This is a genomic window from Streptomyces chumphonensis (genome assembly GCF_014779715.1).
GTDB classification, from domain to species: domain Bacteria; phylum Actinomycetota; class Actinomycetes; order Streptomycetales; family Streptomycetaceae; genus Streptomyces; species Streptomyces chumphonensis.
Genome location: NZ_JACXYU010000001.1, coordinates 909,710 through 935,374, shown reverse-complemented (window position 1 = coordinate 935,374; position 25,665 = coordinate 909,710). Strand labels below are relative to the sequence as shown.

Here is a 25,665-nt window from a genome sequence, read left to right as displayed (position 1 = left end):
TGAGTACAGATGGCACACAAGAAGGGCGCATCGTCCACGCGGAACGGTCGTGACTCCAACGCGAAGCGCCTCGGCGTGAAGCGTTTCGGCGGTCAGGTCGTGAGCGCGGGCGAGATCCTCATCCGTCAGCGCGGCACCCACTTCCACCCGGGCGCGGGCGTCGGCCGTGGCGGCGACGACACGCTGTTCGCGCTGGCCGCCGGTTCCGTGCAGTTCGGCACGGCCCGTGGCCGCAAGGTCGTCAACATCGTGCCGGTCGCCGAGTAACGGCACCGCGCACACGTACGACCGGATTCACGTCGAGGGCGGACCGCCTCACCCGCGCGCACGCGCGGGGAAGCGGCTCCGCCCTCGGTGTGTTAGCAAGCCCAAGAGCACCGACCAAGCCGGGAGGCATCCGTCATGACCACCTTCGTGGACCGCGTCGAGCTGCACGTCGCCGCGGGTAACGGAGGCCACGGCTGCGCCTCCGTGCACCGGGAGAAGTTCAAGCCCCTCGGCGGTCCGGACGGCGGCAACGGTGGCCGGGGCGGGGACGTCGTCCTCGTCGTGGACCAGAGTGTGACCACGCTCCTGGAGTACCACCACAGCCCGCACCGCAAGGCCACCAACGGCAAGCCCGGCGCCGGCGGGCACCGCATGGGCGCGAACGGCGAGGACCTGGTGCTGCCCGTCCCGGACGGCACCGTGGTGCTCGACAAGCGGGGCAACGTGCTGGCCGACCTCGTCGGCGAGGGCACGAGCTTCGTCGCCGGTGAGGGCGGCCGGGGCGGGCTGGGCAACGCGGCCCTGGCCTCCGCGCGGCGCAAGGCGCCGGGCTTCGCGCTGCTGGGCGTGCCCGGTGAGGCGCGCGACATCGTGCTGGAGCTGAAGACGGTCGCCGACGTCGCGCTCGTCGGCTACCCCTCGGCGGGCAAGTCCTCACTGATCGCCGTGCTCTCGGCCGCCAAGCCGAAGATCGCCGACTACCCGTTCACCACGCTCGTGCCGAACCTCGGTGTGGTCACGGCCGGGGCCGGCGTCTACACGGTGGCCGACGTGCCGGGGCTGATCCCGGGGGCGAGCGAGGGCAAGGGCCTGGGGCTGGAGTTCCTGCGGCACGTCGAGCGCTGTGCCGTCCTCGTGCACGTCCTGGACACCGCGACGCTGGAGTCCGACCGCGACCCGCTCTCCGACCTGGACGTCATCGAGGCCGAGCTGAACCAGTACGGGCGGGGCCTGGCCGACCGGCCCCGGCTCGTCGTGCTCAACAAGGTCGACATCCCCGACGGCCAGGAGCTCGCCGCCATGGTCCGCCCCGACCTGGAGGCGCGCGGCTACCGCGTCTTCGAGGTGTCGGCGCTCAGCCGCCAGGGGCTCAAGGAGCTGTCGTTCGCGCTGGCCGGCATCGTCGAGGAGGCCCGGGCCGCGCGTCCCCGGCAGGAGGCCACCCGGATCGTCATCCGCCCGAAGGCGGTCGACGACGCGGGCTTCACCGTCACCCGCGAGGCGGAGAGCCTCTTCCGGGTGCGCGGCGAGAAGCCCGAACGCTGGGTGCGGCAGACCGACTTCAACAACGACGAGGCCGTCGGCTACCTCGCCGACCGGCTGAACCGCCTCGGTGTCGAGGAGGAGCTGCTGAAGGCCGGTGCCCGGGAAGGGGACGGCGTCGCCATCGGGGCCGAGGACGACGCCGTCGTGTTCGACTGGGAGCCGACGGTCATGGCCGGCGCGGAGATGCTGGGCCGCCGGGGCGAGGACCACCGCATGGACGGCGTCCGGCCCGCCGCCCAGCGTCGCCGCGACCGCGACGCCGAGCGGGACGAGAGCCGGCAGGAGTACGACTCCTTCGACCCCTTCGACTGAGGGTCAGGCCGTCACGGAGTCCTCGGACTCCTCCGCGTCGCCGGGGACGGACTCGCCCAGGCGCAGGCGGGTCTCCTCGCGGAGGGCGTCCTCCCGCAGGGACTCCTCGCCCCCGGCGGGCTGACGGGCCCGCCGCGCGTCGGCCCGGGCGCACAGGGCCTGCACGGCGGCGTCGAACCGTGCCAGCGAGGGCGGTTCGTCCGGGCCGAGGAGGTGACGCTTGAGCTCCGTACGCGCCTCGGCGAGGGTGTCCCGGGCCGGGTCGCGGACGGCGGCCAGGAGCGCGGGCACCCCGGCGGCGTCCGGCGTGAGGATCGTGGCGGCCCGGACCGTCGGGAAGGCGGCGCGGAAGGCCTCCTCGTCCAGCCCCGAGGTGTTCGCGACCGCGTAGGGCTTCTCGCTGGCCAGGTAGTCCGAGACCACGCTGGAGACGTCGCTGATCAGCAGGTCCGTCGTGTTGAAGCAGGAGTAGAGGCCCGGCAGCGGTCCGTCGACGATCTGGTGCTCCCACTCGGCCACGGAGGCCCAGAACGCCGCCTCGCAGGCCTCCTGCGCCCGGCCGACGGCCTCGGCCCGCCCCGGCTCCGGGAGCGCCTGGACGAGCATCCGCTCGACGTCGTCCGCGTCCGGCCGGAAGACGGCGTCGGCCAGCTCGTTCAGCTCGGCGGTGCGGCGGGCGAGGTCGGCGGCCGCCTGCGGCCCCGGCCGGTCGCGGCCCGGCTCGGCCGCCCGGGCGGCGTTCGCCGCGTCGATCAGCGCCCGGATGCGGGCGTCGGCCTCGCCCGCCCGCGGGTCCACCGAGCCGGTCATGGGGTGCGGCTTGTAGACCAGGCGCACCGTCGGGTCCGCCAACAGGGCCCGGACGAGGTGCTCGCCGGCCAGCATGATCGAGGTGTTGCCCGGGTCGTCGGTCCAGCCCTCCCAGGTGGGGGCGTACAGCACATTCAGGAACGGCCCGGAGGGCGGCCCGGTCAGGGGGCGGATCGGGGCGAGCTGAGGACGGCCGACCTCGACCACGTCCCGGTCGTCGACGCCGATGTCGGCGAGCTGGTAGCGCTCCCGCGCCGCCGGTCCGGCGACCCACACCTCGTCGTAGGCCTTCGCGTACGGGTTGCAGCTGGAGAGCTTGTCGCTCTCCCCGTGGTTGACGAAGGTGTGCTTGAGGGAGGGGATACGCAGGACCTGCGAGGTCTTCCCGGAGTTCGCCGGATGAATCATGATCTTGAGTGGGGAGTGCTCCAGCGCCATCAGGTGCGCGACCTTGGGGAGGCAGACGATCGGGACGTCGGTCGCGGCGATCTTCTGCATCATGAAGCGCTCGCGCAGCACGATCAGGGGACGCCCCTCGACGGCGGCCAGCGTGCCGAGCCACATGTTCGCCTGGTACGCCGAGGAGGAGCCCCCGGAGAAGTACATGGCGTGGGTCGGCCGGTAGGCGGCCAGCCACGCGTCCAGCCAGTCGAGCGTCGTCCGCTCGTCGGGTGCGCGCCGCCCGCGCAGCAGCCACCGGGCCAGCCAGCCCGTGCCGGCGGCGAAGGCGACGACGGTCGCCGCGAGGCCCGTCACGCCCCACACCATGTCGCCCGTCACCACCGTCACCAGCAGGCCCGTGGTGGCGGGCACCATGAACGAGAGCAGGCGGCGGCCCGGCTGCCGGGCCAGTATGCGCGGGGGAGCGGTGCTCAGGCCGAGCTGCGAGGCGTCCACGTTGCGGGTGAGGACGGGCAGCGCCCGGTCACGCCGGACGAGCAGCGCCACCAGCTGGCACGAGAAGTGCGTCGCGTAGGCCAGCAGCAGGCCCGCCACGACCGTCGCCTCGCCGGCGGTGCTGGGCTCGGCCAGGCGCGCCACCCCGACCACCAGCAGCAGGTCGCGCACGAGCTGCCGGGCCGTGATGTCGAACCGGGCCCGGCCGAGCACCGCCAGCAGCCTCGGCTGCCGCTGCTGCACCACGAGGTCGAGCGCCAGCCCGCCCGCCGAGGCGACGACGAACAGCGGCAGGTTGGGCAGCAGCGCACCGGCGAGCTGGGCCGCGTAGAGCGCCAGCAGGGCGAGGAGCGCGTACAGCTGCCCCTTGCGTGCGGAGAGGAGTCCGGCGGATGGCACGGGGCAGGCTCCTGAAGAGGCGGGCGACAGAGGGTGGAGGAGCCGGTCGACCGACGACGGCAGTCCGGACCGCTGACCGAACAGCGACCTGGACAGGGCAAAAGGGTCATCGTGCGTAACCGGCTGATCCTCCATCGTACAGCTCGCGTTCACGCCGTCCGGCGGCCCCTCGCCCGCCCGGCCGGGGGCGGCACCCGACCGGTCGTCCGCCCCGTGGGCCGTGCGAGCGGAACGCGTGCGACCTGACGTAGATTGCCGCCGTACGGCGCGCTCAGGTGCGCATATGTCAGGAACGCACGGCTGGGGGTATCCGTGGCAGCGGCAGCTGGGACACGCGACGAGGTCCTGCGGCACGAGGTCGAGCGGGCCCGGCGCATCGTGGTGAAGGTCGGCTCCTCCTCGCTCACCACGGCGGCCGGGGGCCTGGACGCCGACCGGGTGGACGCGCTCGTCGACGTCCTGGCCAAGCACGGGGAGAGCCGTGAGAAGGAGATCGTCCTCGTCTCCTCCGGCGCCATCGCCGCCGGACTCGCCCCGCTCGGGCTCGACCGCCGCCCGCGCGACCTGGCCCGGCAGCAGGCCGCCGCCAGCGTCGGCCAGGGACTGCTCGTCGCGCGCTACACCGCGTCCTTCGCCCGCTACGGCCGCCGCGTCGGCCAGATCCTGCTGACGTCCGACGACACCAGCCGCCGCGGTCACTACCGCAACGCCTTCCGCACCCTGGAACAGCTGCTCGCCATGGGCGCGGTACCGGTGGTGAACGAGAACGACACGATCGCCACCGACGAGATCCGGTTCGGCGACAACGACCGGCTGGCCGCCCTCGTCGCGCACCTCGTACGGGCGGACCTCCTCGTGCTCCTCTCCGACGTCGACGGCCTCTACGACGGCGACCCCAGCAGCCCGGGCGCCTCCCGGATCGAGGAGGTCCACGGCCCCGCCGACCTCGCGGACGTCTCCCTCGGCAGCGTCGGGGCTGCCGGAGTGGGCACCGGCGGCATGGTCACCAAGGTCGACGCCGCCCGCATCGCCGCCGGGGCCGGCATCCCCGTCGTCCTCACCTCCGCCCGCCACGCGGCCGACGCCCTCGCCGGGCGGGTGACCGGCACGTTCTTCCACCGCACCGGGCGCCGCAGCGCCGACCGGCTGCTCTGGCTCGCCCACGCCTCCAGCCCGCAGGGTGCGCTGATCCTCGACGACGGCGCCGTCGACGCGGTCGTCGGCCGCCGTACGTCCCTCCTCCCCGCGGGCGTGCAGCGCGTCGAAGGCGACTTCTCGGCCGGTGACCCGGTGGAGCTGCGGGACGCGCAGGGACGCCCCGTCGCCCGCGGCCTCGTCAACTTCGACGCCAAGGAGATCCCCCAGCTGCTCGGCCGCTCCACCCGGGAGCTGGCCCGCGAGCTCGGACCGGAGTACGAGCGGGAGATCGTGCACCGCGACGACCTGGTGCTGCTCCGCCCCTGACACCCTCGGCGACCTCCGACCGGCGTCCATCCCGCGCCGCCGCGTCAGCCTTTCCACGGACACCTTCGCGAAAACGGTCACGCGCGTGCCCGGGGACTGGTCAACTGTGGTGCGGCCGTCGGGAGTACGGCCGCCGGGGCCCTTCGTCGAAGGACGCCGAAGGACGTCGACGGACGTTCGACGGACGTTCGACGGACGGAGCCCGGGCACCAGCCAGGACCGCGAAGGAGGCCGCCGTGAGGCGACTGGCCAGCGTCGGTGACGCCCCTCCCCGGCAGGACACCGCGCCGACGGCGACCGTTCCGCAGCCGGCGGACGGCGAGGAGCGCACCGCCGAACCCGAGACGGCCCGGCTGTGGCACGTCACGCTCAGCGTCTCCGGGACGGCCGTGCCGCTCGGTGAGGTGCGCCGGGGGCTGGAGCAGCTCGCGCACGACCACCCGTTTCTCATGACGAGCCGGTACGCCAACGACCACGCCGAGATCCGGTACTGGGAAGAGGCCAGGGACCTGCGGGACGCAGCCGCCGTCGCACTGCGGCTGTGGGGCGAGCACCGGGCGAGCGCCCGGCTGCCGGCCTGGGAGATCGTCGGCCTGGAGGTCGTCGACCGGGACACCTACCACCAGCGCATCGCCGAGGGGTACGGTCCGCCGCCCGCGTCGCCCGTCGGCGTCCACCCCTTCTGAGGGCGCGGCGGTGCCGTGGCCCGCGTCTCGCAGCGTGGACGACGGCGTGAGAAGGCCGCACGACCTGTCATACGCTGACGGCATGACCAGCGCCTCGATGCCTCCCGCGACCCCGGCCACCGCGAACGCGACGGACTCCCCCGTCCTGGACACGGCCCGCCGCGCGCGGGAGGCCGCGACCGTCCTGGCGCCCCTGCCGCGCACCGCACGGGACGGCGCCCTGCTGGCCATCGCGGACGCCCTGGTGGAGCGCACCGCCGAGATCACGGCCGCCAACGCCGAGGACATCGCGAAGGCCCGGGAGACGGGCACGGCCGAGGCCATCGTCGACCGGCTCACCCTGACCCCCGAGCGCGTCGCGGCCATCGCCGCCGACGTGCGGGACGTCGTCGCCCTGCCCGACCCCGTCGGCGAGGTCGTACGGGGCTCCACCCTCCCCAACGGCCTGGAGCTGCGGCAGGTCCGCGTGCCCCTCGGAGTCGTCGGCATCATCTACGAGGCCCGCCCCAACGTGACGGTCGACGCCGCCGCGCTGTGCCTGAAGTCCGGGAACGCCGTCCTGCTGCGGGGCTCCTCCTCCGCGTACGCGTCGAACCGCGCGCTCGTCGCCGTCCTGCGGGACGCCGTGGCCTCCGCCGGGCTGCCGGCGGACGCCGTCCAGCTCGTCCCCGGTCTCAGCCGGGACAGCGTGACCGAACTGATGACGGCACGGGGCCTGGTCGACGTGCTGATCCCGCGCGGCGGCGCCTCCCTCATCAGGACGGTCGTCGAGGGGTCCACCGTCCCCGTCATCGAGACGGGCACCGGCAACTGCCACGTCTACGTGGACGAGCGGGCCGACGTCGACATGGCCGTGGACATCCTGGTGAACGCCAAGGCCCAGCGGCCGAGCGTCTGCAACGCGGCGGAGACCGTCCTCGTGCACGAAGGCGTCGCCGACGTCTTCCTGCCGCGCGCCCTGGAGGCCCTCGCCGCCGCCGGCGTCACCGTGCACGGCGACGCGGCCTGGCAGAAGGCGGGCGCGGACGTGGTCGCGGCCACCGAGGAGGACTGGGAGAGCGAGTACCTCTCCTACGACATCGCCGCCGCCGTCGTCCCGGACCTGGACGCCGCCGTCGCCCACATCCGCCGCTACAGCTCCGGGCACACGGAGGCCATCGTCACCCGTGACACCGCCGCCGCCCGCCGCTTCGTGTCGCTCGTGGACTCCACGGCCGTCATGGTCAACGCCTCCACGCGCTTCACCGACGGCAGCCAGTTCGGCTTCGGGGCGGAGATCGGCATCTCGACCCAGAAGCTGCACGCGCGCGGGCCCATGGGCCTGCCCGAGCTCACGTCCACCAAGTACGTCGTCACCGGCGACGGTCACGTGCGCGGCTGAACCCGGCCCGGGCCCCCGCGGCGGAATGCGCCGATCCGCTGCCCCGGAGCGCCGAACGGGTCTACCCTGGTGGGGTGCCGGACGAGGCGACCGGCCCACCGTCCTTCGACGACGAGGGGCCCGACGACCGCGACCACGGGGCCGAGAACGTCTTCGACGCCGTGGTCTTCGACGAGGACTTCATCCGCGCGGCGGCGGTGCACGAGCCCAGCGCCGCCGAACGGCACCGGGCCGCGGCCCGGGCCAGGGCGGAGGCCGAGGCGGCCGCGTCGCGTGAGGAGGCCCGCGGCCACGGAGGCCCGGACGGGCACCCGGACGACGCCGATGACGCCTTCTCCTCGGAGTACCCGTCCTACGACTACCTCGACGGCGAGAACGACCCGTTCGACGACGACGCCGTCCGCGCCCACCCCAATCCGCACTACGCCGCGTGGGCCGCCGGGCGCTCCGCCCGCCACCGGGCGCCGGTGCGCTGGTACCGGCCGGTCGCCTGGGTGCTGGCCGTCCTCATGGGTGTCGGCGCGGTCGCCATGGCCCTCACCGCCGCACAGCGCGGCGCGCCCGCGCAGCGCGAGGAGCCGCGCAACCCCCCGGCCTCCACGGAGCCGGACGGACTGGGCGCCCCCGCACCACCCCGCCCGCAGGCCCCGGTCGGAGCGGCCGAGGCCCCCTGAGCCGCCGCCCCCGCGGTCCCCCTTCCCGAACTCGACGCGGGGCGGGGCGTGTACACACCCCGCGAGCGGCCTACTCTGTCTGTATGGCCGGGCGTGCAGATTCTCCCGACGGCATACCGGGAGGCAGTGACGACGAGTTCCGTTCGACGGTCTTCGACGAGTCGTTCGTGCGGCAGGCCCGTCTGCAGGAGTACTCGGCGCAGGAACGGCTGGACGACCCCGAGCACCGGGAGCACCCGGTCCGGCGGCAGCCCTCCGGCGTGCTGCGCCTGGGCGGGTCCTCCGTCAAGCAGGGGATCGTCCTGCTCACCCTGGTGGTCCTCGCCTTCGCCACCGCCGTGTACATGGGCATGTCCGGCGCCTACCAGCGGGATCCGGTGGGGGAGGCTCCGCCGCTGCGGGCGTCCGTCGTCCCCCTCAGCCCGCGCGGCCCGGTGCCGGGGGGCACCCCCGAACGTCTGTTCGCCACCGGTCCCGCCGCCGAATTCCGGGTCGGCGCCTCAGGCGTGACGCGGCCCGAACCGACGGCGACCCGGGACTTCACCGAGACGCAGGTTCAGGCCGCCCTCGACCTCGCCAAGAACTACGTCGTCGCCTCGGCGGTGGACTCCCGCGTCCTGAGCGGCAGCAGCCTCACCCCCGTGCGGCGGTTCCTCGTCCCGGACCAGCGCACCGACCTCGACCGGAGCGTGCGCGAGGCGGCGACCACGGGCACCACCACCCAGAGCGCCGGCGGCGCCGACGCCGTCCCGCCCGTGACCGGCTGGCTGGTCCGCTTCGACACCCAGAAGGTGACGCTGTCCGACGCGGGAGTGCGCGTCCGGGGCTCCCTGGCCGTCACCCAGCGCGACCCGAACGCGCTGGAGGTCACGGCCGACCACGTCTTCGTCTACGCCGTGCGGGCCGCCGGCCAGGCCGACGAGGAACGCTCCTCGCTGGTCACCGTGCGGCGCCAGGTGCGCATGGTGATGCGGCGCGCGGACCTGCTGGACCAGCGGCTGCGCCTGGAGCACGTCGTCATGCAGGCCGGCCCGCTGGCCTGCGGCACGCCCCACGCCGACGCGCTGCGGCCGCTCTCCGCGGCCGAGTCGGCCGACGGCGAGGAGGTGACCGGCACCGACCCCTTCGCCGACCGGCCCCTCGGATCGCCCGTGTGCGGGGTGCTGGCGGACGCGGCCCAGCCGGACCCGTCCCGCCGCTGAACGCAGAGGGAGGGCGGGCTACGCGCCCTGCGTGCCGCTTCGGCCGCCGTCCGCCGTACCGTCGGGCGTCCCGGGGTCGTCCGCCCGGCGTCCGCCGCCCGTCGCGAAGTCGCGCAGCCTGCCGCCGAGGTCGCCGGCGCCGCCCGCGACGTCCCGGATGAGGCCCATGAGGGGGTCCTTGCTGTTCTTCACCGAGTCCCGGTAGTGGCCGGCCGACTCCCGGAGGGAGTCCGTCACCGACGTGGCGTCGTCCGCGTCGCGACGCGGGTAGTGGCCGTCCATCAGCCGCTGGTAGTCGCGGCTCTGCGCCCACGCGCGCAGCTCGGCCGCGCGCACCGTGGTGAAGGGGTGGGTACGGGGCAGCACCTGGAGGATCTTGAGCACGGAGTCCCGCAGGTCGCCGTTGGCCTTCTCGTACTCGTCGGCCTGGGCGAGGAAGGCGTCGACGTTCATCTCGTGCAGGTGGTGGCCGCCGGCGAGCTTCATGAGCCCGCGCATCGACGCCTCCAGGTCCTGCCCGACGAGGAGGCCCGCCCGGTCCGCCGACAGCTCCGACTTGCGGAACCACTCGCGCAGCGCGGTCACGAGCGCCATGATCGCCACGTTCCCCAGCGGGATCCACGCGACCTTCACCGCGAAGTTGGTCAGGAAGAGCAAGATGGTGCGGTAGAGGGCGTGCCCGGACAGCGCGTGCCCGACCTCGTGCCCGATGACCGCGCGCATCTCCTCCTCGTCCAGCAGCTCCACGAGGCCCGTCGTCAGGACGATGATCGGTTCGTCGAGACCGATGCACATGGCGTTCGGCTGGGGGTTCTGCGTCACGTACATCGCCGGGACCCGCTCCAGGTCCAGGATGTAGCAGGCGTCGCGCAGCATGTCGTTGAGCTGGGCGAACTGCTGGTCGCCCACCCGTACGGAGTCGGAGAGGAACAGCAGCCGCAGGCTGCGCTCGGGCAGCAGGCCGCTCAGGGTCTTGAAGACCGTGTCGAAGCCCGTCAGCTTGCGCAGCGCCACGAGCGCGGAGCGGTCGGCGGGGTGTTCGTAGGCCCGGGAGGAGATCTGCGGGAAGCGGCGTCGGTCACGGCCCGGCAGGCGCCCGGTCTTGCTGGTGCTGTCGCTCATACGGCCCCCATGTAGCGAGAGTGCGTCAGGCCCGTCCCCTCACAGGCCGCTCCGGTCGGTCTCGGCGACCGGCCCGGCCCAGCCTACGGGGTGGGTGCACCGGCCGCGAGAATCCTCTCCGCTTACGATGTGCTGAACCTCCTGCCCAGTTCCCTCCCGGACAAGGTCCAGATGACGATGACACTTCTCAGCTCCGCCCCCGCCCTGTCCCTGATCGCCTCGGAAGGCGAGGAGCACGGTGCGTACGCCAGCCTCAACCCGTGGCTCATCGGCGGTATCGGCCTGTTCATCCTGCTGCTCCTGCTGTGGGGCACCACCCGCTTCAACCGGGACCGCTGAACGAAGCGGGCGGCGGGGCGACAGCGGTTAGGGTCAGCGCATGGCAGAGCACATAGTGCCGGGCCCGGGCAGGCGCCGGCTCGGCGTGATGGGCGGCACGTTCGATCCGATCCACCACGGCCACCTGGTCGCGGCCAGCGAGGTGGCGGCACGGTTCGACCTCGACGAGGTCATCTTCGTGCCCACCGGCCAGCCGTGGCAGAAGAGCCACCGGCAGGTGTCGTCCGCCGAGGACCGCTACCTCATGACGGTCATCGCCACGGCCTCCAACCCGCAGTTCTCCGTCAGCCGCCTGGACATCGACCGGGGTGGCAAGACGTACACCATCGACACCCTCCGGGACCTGCGGGCCGAGCACCCCGACGACGACCTGTTCTTCATCACCGGCGCCGACGCCCTGGGCCAGATCCTGACCTGGCGGGACGCGGACGAGCTGTTCTCCCTGGCCCACTTCATCGGCGTCACCCGGCCCGGCCACCACCTCGCCGACCCCGGCCTGCCGGACGGCGGGGTGTCCCTCATCGAGGTGCCGGCCCTGGCGATCTCCTCCACGGACTGCCGGGCGCGGGTGGCGCACGGCGACCCCGTCTGGTATCTCGTGCCGGACGGCGTCGTGCGGTACATCACCAAGCGCCGCCTCTACCGGGACGCGTCGGTACCGAACAGCTAGAGGGGCGGCAGGCGTGAACGACCGACAGGAACCGTACGGCGCACAGCGGTTCGTCGGGTACGACGAGTACGGTCGGCCGGTCTACGAGGACCCGTACGCCCCGGGCCCCGACGCCTACGGGGCGAACCCCGCCGCCTACGGTGGGCACGCCGCCACCGAGGCCCCCGGGCAGCCGCTCGCACCGGAGTACGGCTACGGCTCACCGGACGGCTACGTCGCTCCCGAGGGAAGCGGAGCACAGGGGTACGGGTACGACCCCTACCAGGGCGGGCAGGACGCGACGGCGTGGATGCCGCAGCAGCAGGCGTTCCCCGACTCCGCGCAGCAGTCCTACGCGCCCCACCCGGAGGCGTCCGCCACGCCGTACCCGGCGTCCTACCCGGAGACGTCCTACCCGGAGGCGTCGTACCCCGCCGCCCCCGCGTACGACGAGTCGGCGGCGTACGGGCCGTACGGGCAGCAGCCGTCGTTCCCGCAGGAGCCCGGGTACGGGCAGCAGGCCGCCTACGGGACGCACGCCCCGTACCCGTCCGAGCCGGAGGCCGATCCCGCGCCCGCGCCGGGGACGCCGTCACCCGAGGGGATCCTTGACGGCTCCGGTCGCGCCGAGGACGGGGGCGGCCCGCCGCACGCGGCCGAGCGCGCCGGTGAGAGCCCGGCCGACGACGGCGAACCGTACCGGACGGAGCAGTTCTCCTTCATCGAGGAGGAGAGCGGGCAGTCCGAAGACGTCATCGACTGGATGAAGTTCAGCGAGAGCCGGACGGAGCGCCGCGAGGAGGCCAAGCGGCGGGGACGCCACCGCACGATCGCCCTCGTGGTGGCCGTCCTGCTGCTGGTCGTCGGCGGCACCGGCTACCTGTGGTCGGCGGGCAAGCTGCCCTTCATGGGAGAGGACGGGACGGAGGCCGCCGGGGCCGGCGCGGAGCGGCCCGACGTGGTCGTCCTGCACCTGCGGGACATCGACACCGAGAACGTCTCCACCGCCCTGCTCGTCCGCAACGAGGCCGCGGGCGGCAGCACGACCGTCCTGCTGCCCAACTCCCTCGCCCTGACGACGACCGACGGGACCACGACGACGCTCGGGCAGTCCTTCGAGGGGCAGGGCGCGGGAGCCACGCGAGAGGCCCTCGGGACCCTTCTCGGCGCCACCTTCCAGGGCACGTGGCGGCTGGACACCCCGTTCCTGGAGAACCTCGTCGAGGCCGTCGGCGGGATCACCCTCGACGCCGACTCCACCGTCCCGGCGGCGGAGAAGGACGAGCCGCCCCTCGTCGCCGAGGGACCCGACCGCGACCTGGGCGGGCCGGCGGCCGTCGCGTACGCGACCCACCGTGCCGAGGACGAGGAGCAGACGCGGCAGCTCGCCCGTTTCGGGCAGGTGATCCACGCCGTGCTGGAGAAGCTCTCCACCGACCCCGCCGCCGCCACCGAGACCGTCGTCGCCCTGGGGCAGATCCCCGACCCGTCGCTCACCGACGGCCAGCTCGGCGGGGCCCTCGCGGAACTGGCCGCCCATGCCCGAGCCGACAAGCTGGAGACCACCCTGCTCCCCGTGGAGCAGAACGGGACGCTCAGCGACGAGACGGCGCGCGGGCTGGTCAAGGAGGTGCTGGGCGGCACCGTGCGCAACTCCGACCCGGGAGCCGCCGTCAGTGTCAGCGTCCGAGACGCCACCGGCGAGGAGGGCGCCGCCCAGAGCGCCCAGATCACGCTCATCAACGGCGGCTACACCGTGGTGCCCGCGCGACAGGCCGACGCCCCGGCCGACGACAGCACCGTGACCTACGCCGACGAGGCGGACGCGGAGAAGGCCGAGGAGGTCGCGAAGACCCTCGGACTCCCGCAGGACGCCGTCCGGCAGGGGGAGGGCGCCGCCAACGCCGACGTCACGGTCGTCCTCGGGACGGACTTCGATTCCTGACGGAGGGCCGACCGTCCGGGCCCCGTGCCGGGGCGGTGGCCCGCCTCGCACGTGACGTGCGGCGCGTCGTGAGACCCTTGAGGCGTACTTTTCCGTGTACTCCTCCGTGTTCCCGACCGAAAGCCTTCACCTGTGACCGCCACCGACCGCTCCATGGAGCTGATCAACACCGCGGCCCAGGCCGCCGCGGACAAGCTCGCACACGACGTCGTCGCCTACGACGTGAGTGACGTCCTCGCCATCACCGATGCCTTCCTCCTCGCCTCGGCGCCCAACGACCGCCAGGTCAAGGCGATCGTCGACGGTATCGAGGAGCGGCTGCTCAAGGAGCTCGGCGCCAAGCCCGTCCGCCGTGAGGGCGAGCGCGACGGCCGCTGGGTGCTGCTCGACTACGTCGACGTCGTGGTGCACGTGCAGCACAGCGAGGAGCGCGTCTTCTACGCCCTGGAGCGGCTGTGGAAGGACTGCCCCGAGCTCGACCTCCCCGCCGACGCCAAGGCCACCCGCACCAAGGACGTCCCCCGGGCCGACGCGGCGGAGGAGGAGTGATGCGCGGGCGCCGGATCGTCCTGTGGCGGCACGGGCAGACCTCGTGGAACCTGGAGCGCCGCTTCCAGGGTTCCACCGACATCCCCCTCACCGACGAGGGGCGGGGCCAGGCACGCCGTGCCGCCCGGCTCCTCGCCGCCCTGCGGCCCGACGCGATCATCGCCTCCGACCTCGTCCGCGCCCGTGCCACGGCCGCCGAGCTGGCGTCCCTCACCGGCCACGAGGTGCTGCACGAGGACGCCCTGCGGGAGACCTACGCCGGGCAGTGGCAGGGGCTGACGCACGACGAGATCGTCGAGCGGTACGGCGAGCAGTACGCGGCCTGGAAGCGCGGGGAGCCGGTCCGTCGCGGCGGCGGGGAGCTGGAGACGGAGGTCGCGGACCGGGCCGCGCCCGTCGTGGAGCGCAACGCCGACAAGCTGCCCGACGGCGGGACGCTCGTCGTCGTCAGCCACGGCGGCACCATCCGCACGACGATCGGCCGGCTGCTGGGGCTGGAGCCGCACGCGTGGGAGTCGTTGGGCGGCCTGTCGAACTGCTCCTGGTCCGTCCTCGGAGAGAGCCTGCGCGGCTGGCGGCTGCTGGAACACAACGCCGGCAGCCTGCCCGAACCCGTCCTCGGGGACGACGACTGAACCGCCTGTTCCGCTCCGGCCGGATTTCGCGTTTCGGCTGGTCGCCAGGTAGAGTTCTACTCGTTCGCGGCCCCCGGTCACACCGGGTGAAGCCGGGAGCGCGGGGCTATAGCTCAGTTGGTAGAGCGCTTGCATGGCATGCAAGAGGTCAGGAGTTCAATTCTCCTTAGCTCCACAGCGACACTGATCCCGTCCTCCGTGTGGAGGGCGGGATTTCGGCGTCCCGGCACCGGGACGGTCTGCTGTGTTCCGTCGTGACGTGGCAGAATCATCGCCAGCAGGGGGAACAGCCCGAAAGGGAGGGACGCCGCGGTGCCCAGGCGCATCCACCGCCCACGCGAGGGCCAGCTCGCATCCGGACCGACCCCCGAGGCCGGGGCCTGAATGGGCGCACACAGCCGGAAGTGCGACTGGTGCGGCAGCGGCACGCCCATCGTGCGGGACATGGAGCCGCTCAACGCCCGTTACCAGTACTGGTGTGTCGAGTGTGCGCGAGCGTTGATCATCAAGGGCGACCCCATCGAGACGTACCGCGAGCTGGAGGGCGAGCCGATCTACGGCCGCCTGCTGGACGAGCACTGCACGCTCAAGCGCTTCTACTCCTTCGTCACCGTCTGAGCCGCCGCGCCCCGTTCGCCGTCACGCGGGCCGCCTCGTCGGCTCCGGCGCGGCCCGGGGAGGGCCCGACAAGCGATTTGGCGCCGCACCCGTCGATCCGTGTACAGTGGGCTTCGCCGCCGCGGGGGAAACCCTGCGGGGGACCAGACCCGGGGCTATAGCTCAGTTGGTAGAGCGCTTGCATGGCATGCAAGAGGTCAGGAGTTCAATTCTCCTTAGCTCCACAGTTCACACGGCGGGCCACTCCTCGGAGTGGCCCGCCGTGCGTCGCGGCCCCGTCGGGCGCGGTACCCGGGTGATCCCCTAGGGGTCCGGCTGCGGGACCGATCCGGGGCTCCCCCTGCTCGCGCCACCCCCGCAGCCCGTACGCTGGAACCGACGGCAGGCGACGGACGGAAGGCTGGCCATGGAGATCGCTGTTGCGGTGGTGTCCCTGATCTTCCTGGCGCTCGTGGTGCTCGGGGCGATCGCGACCGTCAAAGCCGCGCGTGCGGTGCGGGGCGGTGTCCAGCGCACGACCACCGAGGTCCGCAGGACCATCGACACCACGGCGCTGCGGGCCCGTTCCGCCCAGTTCGGCCCGGTCGGTGAGCTGGCACGGGCCCGGCTCGAACTCCGCTCCTCCATCGACAGCACGCGCCGCGAGCTGACCGCCGCCCGCTCCGGCGACACCTCCCTGGCCGAGGCCGCCACGCTGCTCGACCGGCTGCACGAGCACGCCCTCGGTCTGGACCGGGAGATGGGCGCGCTCATGGACCGCGAGCCCGACCGCGCCCGCATCGCCGCTCGGCTTCCCGAACTGCGGAGCCGTGCGCAGGAGATCAGGGAATCGGCCGACTCCCTGCGGTTCGCGGCGCAGGACCGCGCCCGACGCCACCAGGGGGAGGAACTCGGCACGCTGCGCGATCAGATCGCCATCGAGTCCGGTGCGCTCCGCCACTGGGACCCGCCGCAGCAGCCCCTCGCGGAACCGGCGCCGCACCCCTTGCCGCCGTCCGACCCGCCGCAGAGCCCGCCCCGACCGGGCCTGCGCAAGACGTCCGAATCCGGGGACGGGTAGGACCGTCTTCGGGTAGTCCCCTCCGCCGGTGGTGGAGCGCGCGCGTACCGGGGCGGCGGTCACGATCCGGCCGATCTCGACGGCGCGCCGGGCCCTTGACGGATGTCGTCCGCGCGGACAGGGCGGATACCGCCCGGCTTTCGCCCCGGACCGCGTCGTCCTCGCGAGTACCGCGCTGAGCGGCCGGTTCGGCTCGGTGCGGTGTCCGTCCGCCCGTCAGCGGTCCTCTGCGGGGCATATTCCGCAAGCGTGTTACCGGCCAGCGTCCGTTTGGCGCCTTTCCTTCACCTGTCGCCTGGAATTCCCTCTCCGTGGATAGGGTCACCGATCGCACCCCGCAGCACTCCGGAACGTCGAGTGTCCCTTCGAGAACCGAGGTGATCGCCATGCACGGATGGAAGCTCGCAGGCTGTCTCGCCGCGGCCGCCGCCGCGGCCGTCGTCGCAGCGGGGCCGGCCCAGGCCCAGACCGCGTCCTCCCCCTCCGGAACCACGGCCCGGGTGGGCGCCACCGCTGACGTCCGGCCAGGGCTCTCCCCCGCCGGAGCCCTGGGCATCCACTGCGGTACGCCCAGCCTCAACGACGACGGGTACCAGTGGTACTACGCGATCTCCTGCTCCGTGTGGGGCGGCACCACGTGGTCGGCCCACATCAGCTGCTCCGACGGCAGCACCCGTACGTCGGGGCCCCACTCCGCCTTCTGGAACGTCCGGGTCTACTGCCCGCCGAACACCACGGCGGTCGAAGGCTGGGTGAGCTACTCCGGCTGAGGCCCGGGGGCACGGTCGGCGGGGCCCGTACCCGGCCGACCGTGCCGGCCGCCGGCCCCCGAGGGCGGTGCGGAGGCGGAGGTCAGGCTGCCACCGCCCCGCGCGACGCAGTAATCTCCGGGCCATGGCCCGTCATGTCGCGATCATCACCGATTCCACGGCGTACCTGCCGCCCGAGGCGCTGCGGCGGCACCGCATCACCTCGGTGCCGCTGACCGTCGTGGTGGACGGTGAGCCGCTGGAGGAGGGTGCCGAGATCTCCGCGCGTGCTCTGGTCGAGGCGCTGCGTCGGCGGCGTCCGGTCACCACGTCCCGGCCGGGTCCCGAGACGTTCGCCGCCGCCTACCGGGCGGCCGCCGAGGCCGGAGCCGACGGCGTCGTCTCCCTGCACCTGTCGGCCGAGTTCTCCGGCACCCACGACGCCGCCCTGCTGGCCGCGGCCGAGGCCCCGCTCCCGGTCCGGGTCGTGGACTCGGGCCTGGTCGGGATGGCCCTCGGCTTCAGCGCGCTCGCCGCCGCCGAGACCGCCGGCCGCGGCGGCACCCTCGACGACGCCGTGGTCGCGGCCGAGAAGCGCGCGGCCGACACGTCCACCTACTTCTACGTCGACACCCTGGAGCACCTGCGGCGCGGTGGCCGCATCGGTGCGGCCCAGGCGCTGCTGGGCTCCGCGCTCGCCGTGAAGCCGCTGCTGGAGCTGACCGAGGGGCGCATCGGGCCGCTGGAGAAGGTGCGCACGTCCAGCAGGGCCATCGCCCGGCTGGAAGAACTGGCCGTCGCCCGGGCGGGCACGGCCCCGGTGGACGTCGCCGTCCACCACCTGGACGCGCCCGAGCGGGCCCGGCAGCTCGCCGACCGGTTGCGGGACCGTGTGCCCGGTCTGCGGGAGCTGCACGTCAGTGAGGTCGGAGCCGTCATCGGCGCCCACACCGGCCCCGGCCTGCTCGCCACCGTCGTCTCGCCCTGCTGATCGGGCCGGGCGCGCGGGCCGCGGAGGAGACGGCGTCAACGCGCCGTGGCGCGTTCCCCTGTGTGAGGGGTCGAGTTGTCCACAACCGGCCGGTATTCCACCGGAATGCGTGGAGCGCGGCGAAGGATCGGGAACGTCCCTACCGTCGGGCGCATGAGTCCTCGATCGCTGACCGACACGACGGGCCCGGGGCGGAAGCACGCCGGGCGAAAGTCCGCCGCGCACCGGGCGAACGTCCGCGCCCGCGCCGCCACTCTGCTTGCCGCACCACGGCCCGGGCCCGGGCAGCCGGAGCCGGACCGCCGCGTGGACGCGGTACCCCCGCCGACCGGTTCGGGCGGGGGCGCGTCGCCGGATTCCGTCGCACTGTCGCGGCACGACGCCGTCGCGGCGGCCCGGGACGCCGTCCGGCGCAGCCGGCTCCGGCGGGGCGCCGTGCGACCGTCGCCGGCGGCGGAGCGCCGGCGGCACCGGACACCTCATCCGGGATCGCACTCCCCGCCCGAGCCGCCCTCCCCACCTCCACCGGCGCCGCCCGAGCCGCCGCCCGGCGCGTCGTCGCCCGTGCGCCCCGGCCTGCGCGACCGGTTGCCGCTGTGGCTCCAGACGCGGTGCGCCGTGGAGCCCCGGGCGCTCGCCGCGCTGGTCGTCGTGCTGCTGGGGGCCGCCGGGTTCGCCGGCTGGGAGCTGTGGTCCGGCCGCCCGGAGCCCGTCCGCGTCCCGGCGGCCGTCGCCGCGCCCGCGGCGGACCCCGCCCCACCGTCCTCCTCATCGCCCTCATCGCCCTCACCCCCGGCCGGTGCCGAACGCGGCCACGTCCTCGTGGACGTGGCCGGCGAGGTCAGCGAGCCGGGCGTCCACCGGCTCCCGGCGGGCTCCCGCGTCGCGGACGCCCTCACGGCCGCCGGCGGTGTCCGCAGCGGGACGGACACCGTCGCCCTGAACCGCGCCCGTGTGCTGCTCGACGGCGAGCACATCCTCGTCGGCGTGACACCGCCGCCCGGCGGCCCGCCGGTGAAGGGCGGCGCGGGGCCCGGGCCGGTGCCGGGACCGGTCAGTCTCAACACCGCGACGGTCGAGGACCTGGACACCCTGCCCGGGATCGGACCCGTCCTGGCCCGGAAGATCGTCGACCACCGGACGGAACAGGGCGGGTTCCGCACCGTCGAACAGCTGCGGGACGTCGGCGGCATCGGTGACAGCCGGTTCGCCGAACTCGAGAACCGGGTCGTCCCGTGACCACACCGTCCGCCCGCGCCGGTCGGGCCGCCCGTGCGGAGGCGCATCCCCCGCCGGGACCGACGCCCGCCGCGTCCCGAGCCGCCGCGCACACCGCCTCGGGCCACCGTCTCGGCGCCTCCCACCCGCGCGAAGAGGCTCCGACCGACCTGCGGCTCGTGCCGCCCGCCCTGGCGACCTGGGGGGCGGCGGCCCTGGCCCTGGGGGCCGACGGACCTCTCGTCGCCGCCGGAGCGGGCTGCTGCTGCCTGACGGCCTGCGTCCTCCTCGGCGTCGCGCGGACCCGCCGTCCGGCGCGGGCCTCGCGGGGCGTCCTGCTCTGCACGGCGTTGGCCCTGCTGTGCGCGGCGGCCGGCGGTGTGGTCGCCGCACTGCACACGGCGGCGGTCCGTGCCGGGCCGCTGACGGAGCTCGCCGAACGGCGCGCACACGCCACCGTGGAGATCACCCTCACCGCGGACCCCCGTCTCGCGCGGCCCCGTGCCGACGGAGCCCCGCGCCCCGTCGTCGTCACCGCCGAGGCCACGCGGGTCACCGCGCCGGACGGTGGGGTGACGGCGATCAGCAGCCCGGTGCTCGTCGTGGCCGTCGTCGACGCACCGCACCGCTGGCTCTCCCTGCTGCCGTCGACCCGGCTCCGGCTGCCCGCCCGCCTCTCCCCGCCCCTCCCCGGCCAGGGCGGGCAGCTGGCGGCGGTGCTCCGCCCCTCCGGTGCCGGGTCACCGCGGGTCGTCGCCCCGCCGGACACCGTGCAGCGGATCGCCGGACGCGTCCGGGCGGATCTCCGCGCGGCCTGTGCCGGGCTGCCGGCCGACGCCCGCGCCCTGCTGCCCGCACTGGTCATCGGGGATGCGGCGAGCATTCCGCCGGACCTCCGGCAGGCGGTGGAGGCGGCGGACATGACGCACATGATCGTCGTCAGCGGCAGTCAGCTCGCCGTGGTGCTGACCGTCCTCATCGGCGCCCCCGGCCGGGCCTCGCTGGCCGAACGCGGCGGTCTGGCGGGCCGCCTCGGGGTGCCGCTGCGGATGACCGCCGTGCTCGGCTGCGGGCTCATCCTCGCCTTCGTCACCGTGTGCAGACCCGGGCCCAGCGTGCTGCGGGCGGCCGTCTGCGGCGGCCTGACCCTCCTGGCCGTCGCCACCGGGCGCCGCCGCTCCCTGCTCCCGGCCCTGGCCGCCGCGGTGCTGCTCCTCGTCCTCCACGACCCCGTGCTCGCCCGCTCCTACGGCTTCCTGCTCTCCGTCCTGGCCACGGCCGCGCTGCTGACCGTCGCACCGCGCTGGAGCCGTGCCCTGCGGCGGCGCGGCGTTCCGCACCGCCTGGCGGAGGTCCTGTCCGTCGCGGTCGCGACGCAGATCGCCTGCGCACCGGTGGTGGCCGTCTTCACGGGCCGCGTCAGCCTGGTGGGCATCCCGTGCAACCTGCTCGCCGAGCCGGCCCTCGCACCGGTCACGGTGCTCGGCTGGGCGGCGCTGGCCGTGGTGTCCGCCGCACCGCCACTGGCCGCACCGCTGCTGTGGTGCGCCGCCTGGCCCGCCCGGTGGATCGCCCTGGTCGCCCGCACGGGTGGCGCCCTCCCGGGGGCGGAGCTGGGCTGGCCCGACGGCTGGTCGGGCGCCGCGCTCCTGGCGGCCGCGTCCCTGACGGCGCTCGCACTGGCTCGCCGGGCACTCCGGCGTCCCTGGCCGGCCGCGTGCCTCGCCCTGCTCCTGGTCGTGGCGCTGGTGCGCCCGCCGCCCGTCACCCGGGCCGTCACCGGGTGGCCGCCCCCGGGCTGGCGGCTGGTCGTGTGCGACGTCGGGCAGGGGGACGGCCTGGTGGTCTCGGCGGGTCCCGGCACGGCCCTCGTCGTCGACGCCGGGCCCGATCCACGGGCCATGGACCGCTGCCTGCGCAGGCTCGGGGTCGACCGTGTACCGCTGCTCGTCCTCAGCCACTTCCACGCCGACCACGTGCGCGGGCTGCCCGGTGTCCTCCGGGGCCGATCGGTCGGCGCCGTGCAGGTCACCACCGTCCCGGACGGTTCGGCGCAGGCCCGGTTCGTGGAGCGGACGACGGCTGCCGCGCGCGTACCGCTGCTGACCGCGTCCGAGGGGGAACGCCGCAGCGTCGGCCGGGGGCTGAGCTGGGAGGTGCTGTGGCCGCCCGCCGGCGCCCGGGGGCTGGGCACCAATGACGCGAGCGTCACCCTGCTGCTGCGGACGGCGGGGCTGACCGTCCTTCTGCCCGGCGATCTCGAACCGATCGCTCAGCGGCGGCTGCTGGCCGCCCGTCCGGACCTGCCGCAGGTGGACGTGCTCAAGGTCGCGCACCACGGGTCGGCGCACCAGCACCCGCCGCTGCTCGATCGGCTGGCGCCCGGGATCGCTCTCGTCTCCTGCGGTCGGGACAACGATCACGGCCACCCCGCACCGGTGACCCTGACCGCCCTGCGAAGGGCCGGTGCCGAGATCCACCGCACCGACCTCGACGGCGCGCTCGCGGTGGACGCGGCCGGACGGGTCAGCGCGAGCGGGCGGCGCGGGCGATCGTCACCACCGCCTTCTCCAGTGCGTAGGCGGGGTCGTAGCCGCCGCCCTTCACCGCCGCGTCGGCCTCCGCCACCGCGCGGAGCGCCACCGACACCCCGTCCGCGTTCCACCCCCGCATCTGCTGACGCACCCGGTCGATCTTCCACGGCGGCATGCCCAGCTCCCGTGCCAGATCCCCCGGCCGCATGCCGCCCGGCGCCGAGGCCAGCTTGCCGATGGCGCGCACGCCCTGGGCCAGTGCGCTGGTCACGAGGACGGGGGCGACGCCGGTGGCCAGCGCCCAGCGCAGCGTCTCCAGCGCCTCGGCGGCCCGGCCCTCCACCGCGCGGTCGGCCACCGTGAAGCTCGACGCCTCGGCGCGGCCGGTGTAGTAACGGCCCACCACGGCCTCGTCGATCGTCCCCTCGACGTCCGCGGTGAGCTGGGCGCACGCCGAGGCCAGCTCCCGCAGGTCGCTGCCGATGGCGTCCACCAGGGCCTGGCAGGCCTCCGGAGTGGCCGAGCGGCCGATCGCGCGGAACTCCCCGCGCACGAAGGCCAGCCGGTCGGCCGGTCTGGTGACCTTCGCGCAGGGCACCTCGCGGGCCCCGGCCTTCCGGGCGGCGTCCAGCAGGCCCTTGCCCTTGGCGCCGCCCGCGTGGGCCAGTACGAGGGTGATCTCCTCGGCGGGAGCCACCAGGTACGCCTTGACGTCCTTGACGGTGTCCGCCGACAGGTCCTGCGCCTGCCGGACGACGACGACCTTGCGCTCGGCGAACAGGGACGGGCTCGTCAGCTCCGCCAGGGTGCCCGGCTGCAACTCGCCGGGCGCCAGTTCCCGCACGTCGGTGTCGGCATCCTCGGTGCGCGCGGCGTCGACGACCTGGCGCACGGCGCGGTCGACGAGCAGCTCCTCCTGGCCGACGAGGAGGCTGCACGGCGCGAGGACGTGGTCCGCTGCGGTGTTCTTCGCTTTCGGGGGCATCGCGCCCAGCATCCCACGCCCCTCGGACACCCCCTCGGCCGCAGGCGGCGGACCCGGCACAATGGCCCGGTGAACGACGTACGACACGTGCTCGTCCTGCCCGACCGGGACAGCGCGGAGGAAGTGGCCGAGGAACTGACCGAACGGCTCGGTCTGCCGCAGGAGCCGCAGCTCCTGCGCGACGCGCTGGCCGGTGAGGACGACGCCGAGGACGCCCAGTGGCTCGTCGTGGTGGAGGACCCGGAGGCCCGGTGGGACGCCTCCGCGCTCGACGCGCTGGCCGCCTCCCACGACGGCTGGCTCGAGCGGGACTGACGCGGGCCGGGCCGTGCACGCCGGCACGGCCGCCCCCGGGTCGGGCGTACGGCCGAGGTCCAAGGGCCTACGCCGCGGTGGGCCGGGGGACCGATGTCGGGGCGGCGCGGGCCGTTTAGCGTGCCGCCATGACACACCGCGATCCCGCCCCGCCCCGTCCGGCCGAGCAGCGCAAGCGTGACGTCCTGGAGAGACTGGCGCAGGACGTGGACGTGTGGGTGGCCACCGCCTCCCCGGACGGGGTGCCGTGCATGGTGCCCCTGTCGTTCGCCTTCGACGGTGAGACCCTGCTGCTGTGCACCGGGCGCGGCACCCCGACGGCGCGCAACCTGCTGTCGGGCAGGGCCGCGGGCGGTGCCACGGGCACCGGCGGGCTCGCGCGGCTCGCCCTCGGCCACACCCGCGACGTCGTGTTGGTCGAGGCCCTCACGGAGGCTGTCGCCACCGACGGCCTCTCCCCGGACGAGGGCGCCTCGTTCGCCGCCCGCACGGGCTTCGACCCGCGTGGCTGGGCGGACTGGGTCTTCTTCCGCTGCCGGCCGCGCACCGTGCGCGCCTGGCGTGAGGAGAACGAACTGGCCGGTCGGCTGCTGATGCGCGACGGCCGCTGGCGGGTGTGAGCCGGACGGACGGCGGGGGCCGGGCCGGAGCGTCCGCCCCGGCCCGGCCCCCGCGCCGCTCACGTGACGGGGACTACTTCTCCCGCGCGCCCGCGTACATCTCCTCCAGCAGGTGGCCGAACTCCCGCTCGACGACGGGCCGCTTCAGCTTCAGACTGGGCGTCAGCTCGCCGTGCTCGACGTCGAGGTCCCGCGGCAGGACGCGGAACTGCTTGATCGTCTGCCAGCGCTGGAGGTTCTCGTTGAGCCGCTCCACATAGCCGCCGACGAGCTCCCGCACCTCGGGGGAGGCGACGACGTCCGCGTAGCTCCGGCCCTTCAGCCCGTGCTCCTCGGCCCACCCCATGAGGGCGATCTCGTCGAGCGCGATGAGCGCCGTGCAGTAGTTCCGGTCCGCGCCGTGCACCAGGATGGTGGAGACGTAGGGGCAGACGGCCTTGAAGCGGCCCTCGATCTCCGTGGGGGCGACGTACTTCCCGCCGGAGGTCTTGAACATGTCCTTCTTGCGGTCGGTGATCCGCAGGAAGCCGTCGTCGGAGAGTTCGCCGATGTCGCCGGTGTGGAACCAGCCGTCCGGCTCCAGCACCTCCTCGGTCTTCTCCGGCAGCCCGTGGTAGCCCTGCATGATGCCGGGGCCGCGCAGCAGGACCTCGCCGTCCTCCGCGATGCGGACCTCGCAGCCGGGCAGCGGCTTGCCGACGGTTCCGGTGCGGTAGCCCTCGCCGGGGTTGCAGAAGCTGGCGGCGCTGGACTCGGTGAGCCCGTAGCCCTCCAGGATGTGGATGCCGGCTCCGGCGAAGAAGTAGCCGATGTCCGGGGCGAGGGCGGCCGAACCGGAGATGCACGCGCGCAGCCGTCCGCCGAAGGCGTCGCGCAGCTTCGCGTAGACGAGCTTGTCGGCGATCGCGTGCTTCACCTTCAGCCCGGTGGGCGCGGAGGCCGTTCCGGTGCGCCGGTGGTTGTCCTGCGTCACCTTGGCGTACTCGCGGGCCACCTCGGCCGCCCACAGGAAGATCTTGTACTTGGCGCCGCCGGCGGCCTTGGCCTTGGAGGCGACGCCGTTGTAGACCTTCTCGAAGATCCGGGGCACGGCCGCCATGTAGGTCGGCTGTACGACCGGCAGGTTCTCGATGATCTTGTCGATGCGGCCGTCGACCGCGGTCACGTGCCCGACCTCGACCCCGCCGGTCGTCAGCACCTTGCCGAAGACGTGGGCCAGCGGGAGCCACAGGTACTGGACGTCCTCCGGCTCGACCAGGCCCTGGGCGGCGATGGCCTTGCCCATGTAGGACCAGTTGTCGTGGGGGAGCCTGACGCCCTTGGGTTTGCCGGTCGTGCCGGAGGTGTAGATGAGGGTGGCGAGCTGGTCGGACCGGAGCGCCCGGACGGTCTCGGTGACGGCGTCGGGGTGCTTCTGCAGGTAGCCGCGGCCCCGCGTCATCAGCTCGTCGAGCGTCAGGGCCCAGTCCTCGGGGTCGGCCGGGTCGGTGACCGGTTCACCGGCCGCGTCGATGACCACCACGTGGGCGAGGTCCGGGAGTTCGGCGCGCTTCTCCCGGGCCTTGGCGAGCTGGGCGGTGTCCTCGGCGACCAGTACCCGGCTCTCGGAGTCGGCGAGGATGTAGGCGGACTCCTCGGCGTTGGTGCCGGGGTAGATGGTCGTCGTCGCGGCTCCGGCGCACATGACGCCCAGGTCGGCGAGGATCCAGTCCACCCGGGTGTTGGACATGATCGCGACGCGCTGCTCGGGCTCGATGCCGAGGTCCATCAGACCGGCGGCGACGGCGAACACCCGGTCGGCCGCCTGGGTCCAGGTGTAGGACTTCCACTCGTCCGGTCCGGAGCCCGATGCCGGCGGCACCGGATAACGATAGGCCTCACTCTCCGGAGTGGCTTCGATGCGTTCGAGAAACAGCGCCGCCACGGAGGGCGGACGGGGTTCGATCTGGGATTGCGTGTCGCTCACGACATCCTCCGT

23 protein-coding genes, 2 tRNA genes and 1 pseudogene are annotated in these 25,665 nt (G+C 74.1%); 22 read left to right on the top strand and 4 right to left on the bottom strand.

Features of this window, described 5'->3' with window-relative positions:
• Positions 1–9 precede the first annotated feature (9 nt).
• Both rpmA and obgE read left to right on the top strand, forming a co-directional pair.
• Positions 10–267 (top strand): 50S ribosomal protein L27, encoded by a 258-nt coding sequence (gene rpmA, locus IF129_RS03910; RefSeq protein ID WP_191207955.1) that lies wholly within the window; start codon positions 10–12, stop codon positions 265–267.
• 135 nt (positions 268–402) lie between these two features.
• Positions 403–1,845, top strand: a complete 1,443-nt coding sequence (gene obgE / locus IF129_RS03905) for a GTPase ObgE (protein ID WP_191207954.1) — start codon at positions 403–405, stop codon at positions 1,843–1,845.
• A gap of 3 nt (positions 1,846–1,848) precedes the next feature.
• Here obgE and IF129_RS03900 read toward each other — a convergent pair whose 3' ends face one another.
• Positions 1,849–3,951, bottom strand: coding sequence for a hypothetical protein (locus IF129_RS03900; protein ID WP_191207953.1), 2,103 nt, complete (start codon positions 3,949–3,951; stop codon positions 1,849–1,851).
• A 312-nt stretch (positions 3,952–4,263) separates the two neighbouring features.
• Between IF129_RS03900 and proB the strand changes: the two genes are divergently transcribed.
• The 5 genes from proB (at position 4,264) to IF129_RS03875 (ending at position 9,358) form a co-directional block, all read left to right on the top strand.
• Entirely contained in the window at positions 4,264–5,415 is a 1,152-nt protein-coding gene (gene proB, locus IF129_RS03895; protein ID WP_318153533.1) for a glutamate 5-kinase, read from the top strand.
• A 236-nt stretch (positions 5,416–5,651) separates the two neighbouring features.
• Complete coding sequence (locus tag IF129_RS03890) at positions 5,652–6,101, top strand: hypothetical protein (protein WP_318153532.1); 450 nt, start codon at positions 5,652–5,654, stop codon at positions 6,099–6,101.
• Between the two features lie 82 nt (positions 6,102–6,183).
• The gene (locus IF129_RS03885; protein ID WP_191207952.1) at positions 6,184–7,482 is read left to right on the top strand and encodes a glutamate-5-semialdehyde dehydrogenase; all 1,299 of its coding nucleotides are present in this window, start codon (positions 6,184–6,186) and stop codon (positions 7,480–7,482) included.
• Between the two features lie 74 nt (positions 7,483–7,556).
• Entirely contained in the window at positions 7,557–8,156 is a 600-nt protein-coding gene (locus IF129_RS03880; protein WP_318153531.1) for an SCO2584 family spore wall biosynthesis protein, read from the top strand.
• Between the two features lie 83 nt (positions 8,157–8,239).
• Positions 8,240–9,358: an SCO2583 family membrane protein gene (locus IF129_RS03875; RefSeq protein WP_191207951.1), complete on the top strand. Its 1,119-nt coding sequence runs from the start codon at positions 8,240–8,242 to the stop codon at positions 9,356–9,358.
• Positions 9,359–9,376: 18 nt separating this feature from the next.
• On the opposite strand, the gene IF129_RS03870 is transcribed toward IF129_RS03875, so the two are convergent.
• Entirely contained in the window at positions 9,377–10,480 is a 1,104-nt protein-coding gene (locus tag IF129_RS03870; RefSeq protein ID WP_191207950.1) for a M48 family metallopeptidase, read from the bottom strand.
• A 171-nt stretch (positions 10,481–10,651) separates the two neighbouring features.
• On the opposite strand from IF129_RS03870, the gene IF129_RS03865 reads away from it, so the two are divergent.
• The 13 genes and pseudogenes from IF129_RS03865 to IF129_RS03805 form a co-directional block, all read left to right on the top strand.
• On the top strand, positions 10,652–10,819 hold the full coding sequence (locus IF129_RS03865; RefSeq protein WP_191208301.1) for a hypothetical protein: 168 nt from the start codon (positions 10,652–10,654) through the stop codon (positions 10,817–10,819).
• Positions 10,820–10,859: 40 nt separating this feature from the next.
• Complete coding sequence (gene nadD / locus IF129_RS03860; protein WP_191207949.1) at positions 10,860–11,489, top strand: nicotinate-nucleotide adenylyltransferase; 630 nt, start codon at positions 10,860–10,862, stop codon at positions 11,487–11,489.
• 13 nt (positions 11,490–11,502) lie between these two features.
• Complete coding sequence (locus IF129_RS26865) at positions 11,503–13,413, top strand: LCP family protein (protein ID WP_191207948.1); 1,911 nt, start codon at positions 11,503–11,505, stop codon at positions 13,411–13,413.
• A gap of 132 nt (positions 13,414–13,545) precedes the next feature.
• On the top strand, positions 13,546–13,962 hold the full coding sequence (rsfS, locus tag IF129_RS03850) for a ribosome silencing factor (RefSeq protein WP_191207947.1): 417 nt from the start codon (positions 13,546–13,548) through the stop codon (positions 13,960–13,962).
• Positions 13,962–14,597 carry a histidine phosphatase family protein gene (locus IF129_RS03845; protein WP_191207946.1) on the top strand — a complete coding sequence of 212 codons (636 nt, stop codon included), beginning with the start codon at positions 13,962–13,964 and terminating at the stop codon, positions 14,595–14,597. The genes rsfS and IF129_RS03845 overlap by 1 nt, the downstream gene beginning before the upstream one ends.
• A gap of 102 nt (positions 14,598–14,699) precedes the next feature.
• A tRNA-Ala gene (locus IF129_RS03840) sits at positions 14,700–14,772 on the top strand.
• A gap of 209 nt (positions 14,773–14,981) precedes the next feature.
• Complete coding sequence (locus IF129_RS03835; RefSeq protein WP_191207945.1) at positions 14,982–15,215, top strand: hypothetical protein; 234 nt, start codon at positions 14,982–14,984, stop codon at positions 15,213–15,215.
• Positions 15,216–15,366: 151 nt separating this feature from the next.
• A tRNA-Ala gene (locus IF129_RS03830) sits at positions 15,367–15,439 on the top strand.
• A 182-nt stretch (positions 15,440–15,621) separates the two neighbouring features.
• Positions 15,622–16,275, top strand: coding sequence for a hypothetical protein (locus IF129_RS03825; protein ID WP_191207944.1), 654 nt, complete (start codon positions 15,622–15,624; stop codon positions 16,273–16,275).
• A gap of 386 nt (positions 16,276–16,661) precedes the next feature.
• Positions 16,662–17,045, top strand: a complete 384-nt coding sequence (locus IF129_RS03820) for a hypothetical protein (RefSeq protein ID WP_224754228.1) — start codon at positions 16,662–16,664, stop codon at positions 17,043–17,045.
• Between the two features lie 124 nt (positions 17,046–17,169).
• On the top strand, positions 17,170–18,015 hold the full coding sequence (locus IF129_RS03815; RefSeq protein ID WP_191207942.1) for a DegV family protein: 846 nt from the start codon (positions 17,170–17,172) through the stop codon (positions 18,013–18,015).
• Positions 18,016–18,168: 153 nt separating this feature from the next.
• Entirely contained in the window at positions 18,169–19,254 is a 1,086-nt protein-coding gene (locus IF129_RS03810; RefSeq protein WP_191207941.1) for a ComEA family DNA-binding protein, read from the top strand.
• Positions 19,251–21,767 (top strand): annotated as a pseudogene (locus IF129_RS03805) (ComEC/Rec2 family competence protein); the annotation flags it as partial. The gene IF129_RS03810 and the pseudogene IF129_RS03805, both read left to right, overlap by 4 nt.
• Here IF129_RS03805 and holA read toward each other — a convergent pair.
• A complete protein-coding gene (gene holA, locus IF129_RS03800) occupies positions 21,760–22,752 on the bottom strand; it encodes a DNA polymerase III subunit delta (RefSeq protein ID WP_224754227.1) in 993 nt (330 codons plus the stop codon). The pseudogene IF129_RS03805 and the gene holA overlap by 8 nt on opposite strands.
• A gap of 69 nt (positions 22,753–22,821) precedes the next feature.
• On the opposite strand from holA, the gene IF129_RS03795 reads away from it, so the two are divergent.
• Both IF129_RS03795 and IF129_RS03790 read left to right on the top strand, forming a co-directional pair.
• A complete protein-coding gene (locus IF129_RS03795; protein ID WP_191207939.1) occupies positions 22,822–23,067 on the top strand; it encodes a hypothetical protein in 246 nt (81 codons plus the stop codon).
• 128 nt (positions 23,068–23,195) lie between these two features.
• Positions 23,196–23,687: a pyridoxamine 5'-phosphate oxidase family protein gene (locus IF129_RS03790; RefSeq protein WP_191207938.1), complete on the top strand. Its 492-nt coding sequence runs from the start codon at positions 23,196–23,198 to the stop codon at positions 23,685–23,687.
• A 73-nt stretch (positions 23,688–23,760) separates the two neighbouring features.
• Here the strand turns inward: IF129_RS03790 and IF129_RS03785 are convergent, their stop codons facing one another.
• On the bottom strand, positions 23,761–25,653 hold the full coding sequence (locus IF129_RS03785; RefSeq protein ID WP_191207937.1) for an AMP-dependent synthetase/ligase: 1,893 nt from the start codon (positions 25,651–25,653) through the stop codon (positions 23,761–23,763).
• Positions 25,654–25,665: the final 12 nt, after the last annotated feature.